Here is a 6,668-nt window from a genome sequence, read left to right as displayed (position 1 = left end):
AAATCTTTTATGACGGAGATTAAATCATGGCTGAATCATCGATTAAGACAACTGATTTGGAAAAGATGGAAGAAAGTTTCCACTCGATACCAACGGTTGAAAAGACTGGGAATTGACCATGACGAATCACTCAAAATGGCTGGGAGCCGCAAGGCTTACTGGCGACTTTCAAAAACAATGACTTTACACCGTGCTATAACAAATAAAAGACTCGTACAGTGGGGATTAAAAGATTTAATCTACCTGTACGAGCGTTAAAGATATTTAAATTATTGAACCGCCGTATACGGAACCGTACGTACGGTGGTTTGAGGGGTCGGTAAATAAATTAATTATTTACCTCCTACTCGATTGAGTACATAGAAAATATTTATATAAGATTTTTGAAATTTAAAATAGGTTTTTATGATCAAAAATCTGCTTTTATTGTAATAATCTTTAACATAAGAATTGGAGGATTTATGTTAAAATAATTAAGTGTGTAATATTACAAACATTGATTATTAAAGGTTTTAAAATAAACGGACAAATAATGAATGTTATGCTATACTACTCGCAGAATAATTAGATAATTAGGACTTTAGGAGGATATTTAAATGTCTAAAACAGGAGGATTTAATCGGACGTTAAAAGTTACAGTAGGAGTGGTAGATATACTTATTTATCATTTATCTTTTGTAATTTCCTTTTTAATTAGATATAAAGGAACAATTCCGACATTTAATTACTCAGCTTACCAGAGTGTACTACCTTATATAATGATTGCATTTTTGATAATAAATATTTTTTCGGGGATATATATTCTCTATAATAAAAAATTTGTTGATATGTTTTCAATTTCATTAATCTCTCAAGTAATGATGTCATTCTTCATTATGGCCATGACTTTCTTTGGTCGCTGGTTTGCCTTTCCAAGAACGATTGTATTTATTAACTTAATAGTAAGTACTCTCTTGTTGACACTTTGGCGTTTTATCATTCTTGAATTTTACTTAAAAAAATCAGGAACAAGTCGAGTAATGATTGTAGGTTCAATGGATAGTTGTAGAGAAGCTGTTCGAAATTTTAAATCATCAAAAACAAGACAATATAAAGTGACTTCTGTAGCATTTAACAATTATTATGAAAACATAGTGAATAATATTGATAATATTGATGTTTTTTATTTGTTAGATTTCCATTCGATTGAAGAAGAAAATAAAATGTTATCTTACTTAACAGTTAACAATAAACGGGTATTTCTAGGAACGAATTTTGGAAATATATTACGAATCAATAATCGAATTATGAATATAGATGATGAAAGTCTTATTGCCATATCAAAATTTGAAATTGCACCAGAAAATGATGCAATAAAAAGAATGATTGATATCGTTATATCATTAATTATGCTTATTGTGACTTCCCCAATAATGCTTATAGCTGCGATATTAATTAAGATAACGTCAAGAGGACCTATTTTTTATAAACAAATACGAATTACAAAAGGACAGAAAGAGTTTGAAATTTTAAAATTTCGTTCGATGAGAATCGATGCTGAAGAGCTTTCAGGACCTGTATTAGCGCAAGCTGAAGATCCAAGAGTAACTAAAGTTGGTAAATATTTAAGAAGTTTACGAATTGACGAATTACCGCAACTTTTCAATGTTCTAAAAGGAGATATGTCTTTAATTGGACCGAGACCAGAAAGACCATATTTTGTAGATCAATTCAAAGAACAAAATCCTTACTACTACTTGCGTCACACTGTTCGGGCAGGCATTACGGGATATGCTCAAGTGTATGGTAAATATTCTACTGATTTTAATAGTAAATTGAAATTTGATTTGCTTTATATTAAAGACTATTCATTGATGATGGATATTCAGATTTTATTTCAAACAGTAAAAATTCTATTCGACAAAGTATCTTCTAAAGGTTTAGAAGAAGAATTAACAAATGAAGAAATTTTTGAAGATATTAATATATATGAATAATTCAGAAAAATACTCAAGTGGAAGTAATATTTACGATAAAATTTTAATGAAATTATAAAATTATATTAGAGGTGAAAAAATATGGACCAATTTTTTGAAGAAATTAAACGATTTTTTAAAAAGTATATAAAACAAATTTTAATTGCATCAGTTCTCTTAACTACTGTATTTTCAACTTTATATTTATTTAAATCAGAAGCAACGCCAGAAGATGATGAATATTCTGGAGCTCTAACTGATCCAGATTTATATGATGGGAATGCATATTTTAAGTTCTATGTTGAAGATGAAAATCAAGAAGCCTTTACAAATACAGTTCTTTTAAATCAATATCTTAGATTAGAAGAAAATTTAACAGAAGTTAGTGAAAATACAAATACTAATCTACTTGAGGCTTATGAAGAACAAAAAATAAATTTAGAACTAAATCCTACAGATACTATTCCTGTTATTGAAGTTAGAAGAGATAATAAATCACAGTTAATGACACTATATGTTCGATTAGAAAATATTAAGGATAATAAAAAAATTGCAAATTATTTATTTGATGAATTGTTAAATAATAAAATTTCTGTTTTAGAAAATAAGGATGTCTATCTTTTTCTTGAGCCTAACGTATTTGAAAAAACAATAGAGAAGGCAACTACAAAAGATTTATTTTCATCTTTAAATATACGTAAAACAATAATGATAGTTTCTATTCTATTGGTTTTATCAATTGTCTTAATGATTTCTATATTCTTAGGGAAAGAGTTTTTTAGTAAAAAATTGAACTTTAGTTTTTCATATTTTACTGATGAATCTACAGAATTTAATTTGTATAGTGATAGAATTGAAAATAATTATGAGATTAGTAAGTTTTTAAGCGCACCAGGTTTCACAGAAAAATTATTGGTTACTCAAAACATTCTTCCTAAATTAGAAGAAATTAGTAAGAATACAACTATAAATAAATCAAAAAATAAATTAGTAATAGATACAACGAAGTTTTATATATATAAAGAACTTGAGAACACTGAAGAATTAAGCCAAGTGTCTGAAATTATAATAGTGGTAGAGGCTGGTAAAACAGATAGGAATTGGTTTAACACACAAAAGAGAGTTGCTTCTTTATACAATAAGCCAATAAAAGTTCTACAAATTAATAGATAGAGGGGAAAACATGAAAGTCTTAGAATATTTATTATACTTTACTATATTTACCGGCTTCTTTCCGACTCCCGGTTATCTTTATGTCCAACTTTTCCTATCTGTTGTTCAATTTTTATTGGTGATATATCTAATGGCTAAAAAGAAAGTATCAATTAAAGAAGTAACCAATAAATATTCATTATTTTTATTCGCTCTACTCATATTTTCCGTCATTTCTCTTCTATGGATAAAAGATTTTTCAGGTTGGTTGATTTATAGCGCTGTGTTGTTCACCGGAATGGTTAATTCTTTTGTTTTGTGGCTTTTAATCTCCAATAAAAAAATTAAGAACCATCTAATGAAAATAATTCTTCTAGCTATATTATTACAAAATATTGCTGGATGGTTTGAAGTAACAACAGGTATTTATCCTTTTGCATTCAATATAGAAACTAATCATATTGCATATAATCAGCTATTAAGAAGACCGATAACTTTCTTCAAAAATGTTAATGACTATGCAACATATTTATTATTTGGCTATATTTTTCTACTATCTTATAAACCGAAAAAAAACATTTTTTCTAAAATTCCATACCAGCTTAAGCAAATATTAAAATCTTTATTGGCCTTATCTACTCTTGGGTTAATATTCATGGTAGGCTCTAGGGGAATTTTGTTAGTTTCAATTTTATCTACAGTGCTGTTACTTTTATTAAAGATTAATAATAGAATGCTTAGCAAACTCGCAGTAGTGCTTGGAATTGGTTTAATGGTTACTATTATAATTGGCTTGTTAATTAATTATGGATTTATTAACATTGATGCATTAGATGCAGGTGATTCTGCAAGAGTATATTTAATTATGAATGGCTTGAAATATTTAACAAATACGGTATTTATAGGAGTTGGACCAGGGAATGTTTCCTATTATTTGGAAAACTATAGGTATTTTCCAGTAGGACATCTACGTACTATTCATAGCTGGTGGATAGAATTCTTGGTAATGTATGGTCTAGTATTTTTTGTTTTTTATATTTCGATGTATGCAAGAAATATACTAAAGTCTTATAAACAATTTAAATTAACAAAAAATAATTTATTTATTTTTACTACTACATGGTCTATTGCGTTTACTATTGCTAGCGTAGTTTCTAGTTCATTACATACAACTTTATGGGTTATCTTTATGCATAATGCAATGTTTATTACTGTCGATAAAAATTTTCATTTGAAATCTTAAGGAGTATTTATTATGGCAAATGTTGAAGTTATGCTTTGCTCTGATCATTCACTTGACACAATTGGTGGAGCTCAATTATCATCAAATATTATATTAAATGGATTAAAAAATGATAATTATAATATAGGTGTTATTCAACCAGGAAAAAATAGTTCCAAAATGGAAAATATAGAGTATTTTGAAATCGGAGAATTTAAATCAATAAAAACGGTAGCGAGATACCCTTTCAAGTTCATAAATTATATTAAACAAGTAAGAAAAATTTTAAATAAAGAAAAACCTTCTATTGTACACACTCAAGCACAAGCTAATTTTTTTATTGTAGCTTTTTTAAAGAAATTGCATTTAATTTCAAAAGAAACTTATATTATCCACACCGAGCGAGGACTTTATTTAAAATATAATGCATTCATTAAGCAAGTATTTAGATTTTTGATGAATGAATTAGATATTCTAATTACAACAACTCAATTTAATATGAATTATTGGCAAGCGGCACTTGAAAAATGGAATATAAGTTTAGATGATTATAAAATTATTGAAAATACAGCGGGAGAATATTTTGAAAATTACGATGAAAATTATGTTTCTCCTTATAGAGATAAACTGGTACTTGGGTTCGTTGGAAGATGGAATTATGTAAAAAATTGGCCACTTGCTAAAGAGATTGCACTAACAACTAATGAAAAATTAGGAGATAGTTTAATTGTTAAAATGGCTATAAGTTGTGACGATGAAGAAGCAGAAAAAGAAGCAAAACATTTGTTTAGTCAGTTAGAAGAACAAATGGGAGGTCGTTTCCAAGGAGCAATTAATACTACATTCAACAAAATGGACCAATTTTATTATGATATGGATGTTTATATTTTAACTACCTTAAAAGACGGTGAATCATTTGGTAGAACGATTGTAGAAGCTATGAGCAGGAATACAGTTGTAATGACGACTAATGCCGGTGGGCCGGTAGAAGTTGTAGATAACGACCAATTAGTATTAGATACGGCCGATGACTTTGCTGAAGAAATTTTATATTATTTTGAAAATCCTAAAAAAATGGAAGAAACGAAAAAAAATAATAGACAAAGAGTAAAAGAGGTTTATTCTCTAGACAATAATTTAGTAAAACATAAAGAACTATACACAAATATATTAAATAGATAAAGGTGAAAGTAATGAAGGTATTACAAGTTGCAACAGGTTTTGATTTTAGCTCTGTCTATCAAAATTTATTTCAAGAAATGACAAACCAAAATATCAAAATAGAAGTACATGTACCACGTAAAAAAAGTGATAACCTTCCTACAATTGATTCTTCCACACTTGATTATAAAATAAAAATTAGTAAAGAAATTAATAAATTAGACCAACTTTTATACTTTCCAAGAATTAACAAAGCTGTAAATGAGATTGAAGAATCACATGATATAAATAGTTTTAATGTCACTCATGCTCATTCCTTGTTAAGCGATGGAGGAATTAGTTATGAATTATATAAACGTTATAATATTCCTTATATTGTGGCAGTTAGAGCGACAGATATTAACAAGTACTTTAAATATGCTAAACATTTAAAACCACAAGCATTAAAAATATTAAAAAATGCTCAAAATATTATTTTTTTGTCAAAAGCCTATAAAGAATTAATGTATGAAAAATATTTTACTAAGGATAATACTGATTTAATTGAAAAGTCTTTAGTAATTCCTAATGGGATTGATGATTTTTGGCATGAAAATCGAAAAAATGTTCATAAAGAATTTGAAGATTCAGTTATAAATATAATATCAGTAGGAAAATTAATTGAAAGAAAAAATCCATTTATGGTTATTAAGACCCAAAGGTTATTAACAGAACAAGGAGTTGATACTCATTTACAATTTGTAGGTTCAGGTGACTTAGAAGAAAAAATACAAGAAGAAATTAAGGATGATACAAATATTGAACTTCTAGGGCAAATAAATGATAAACAAAAAATATGGGAACTTTATAGGAATAAAGATGTCTTATTAGTCCCGTCTTTTACTGAAACATTTGGTTTAGTTTATGCTGAGGCAATGAGTACTGGAACTCCTGTTATTTATACAAAAGGTCAGGGTTTTGATGGAGTATTTGAAGAAGGAGAAATAGGGTATTCAGTTGATCCTAATCATGAAGAAGAGATTGTAGAAGCAGTTAAAAAAATAAAAGAACACAATAAAATAATTTCTAATAATGCTCTAGAAGAGTCTAAGCAATTTAACTGGTATGATATTGTAAAACATTATTTAGAGCTGTATGAGAATTAAAATTTCATGAAGTATTTATAAGTATAAAAATGA

Annotated in this window: 5 protein-coding genes; all 5 read left to right on the top strand. The window is 27.6% G+C overall.

Annotated elements, in window-relative coordinates; translation table 11 throughout:
• Positions 1-596: 596 nt before the first annotated feature.
• The 5 genes from BUB96_RS06645 to BUB96_RS06625 all read left to right on the top strand — a co-directional run bounded on the left by BUB96_RS06645 (position 597) and on the right by BUB96_RS06625 (position 6,635).
• Entirely contained in the window at positions 597-1,976 is a 1,380-nt protein-coding gene (locus BUB96_RS06645; RefSeq protein ID WP_073298072.1) for a sugar transferase, read from the top strand.
• 81 nt (positions 1,977-2,057) lie between these two features.
• Complete coding sequence (locus BUB96_RS06640; RefSeq protein WP_073298069.1) at positions 2,058-3,128, top strand: hypothetical protein; 1,071 nt, start codon at positions 2,058-2,060, stop codon at positions 3,126-3,128.
• A 130-nt stretch (positions 3,129-3,258) separates the two neighbouring features.
• Positions 3,259-4,350, top strand: a complete 1,092-nt coding sequence (locus BUB96_RS06635) for an O-antigen ligase family protein (protein WP_159431730.1) — start codon at positions 3,259-3,261, stop codon at positions 4,348-4,350.
• A 12-nt stretch (positions 4,351-4,362) separates the two neighbouring features.
• Positions 4,363-5,511 (top strand): glycosyltransferase family 4 protein, encoded by a 1,149-nt coding sequence (locus tag BUB96_RS06630; RefSeq protein WP_073298065.1) that lies wholly within the window; start codon positions 4,363-4,365, stop codon positions 5,509-5,511.
• 11 nt (positions 5,512-5,522) lie between these two features.
• Positions 5,523-6,635 carry a glycosyltransferase family 4 protein gene (locus tag BUB96_RS06625; protein WP_073298063.1) on the top strand — a complete coding sequence of 371 codons (1,113 nt, stop codon included), beginning with the start codon at positions 5,523-5,525 and terminating at the stop codon, positions 6,633-6,635.
• The last annotated feature ends 33 nt before the right edge of the window (positions 6,636-6,668 follow it).

Origin of the sequence: Atopostipes suicloacalis DSM 15692, assembly GCF_900129085.1 — a bacterium.
Taxonomy (GTDB): domain Bacteria; phylum Bacillota; class Bacilli; order Lactobacillales; family Carnobacteriaceae_A; genus Atopostipes; species Atopostipes suicloacalis.
Note: the sequence above shows the minus strand (reverse complement) of the source record. Positions and strands in the feature narration are given on the sequence as shown.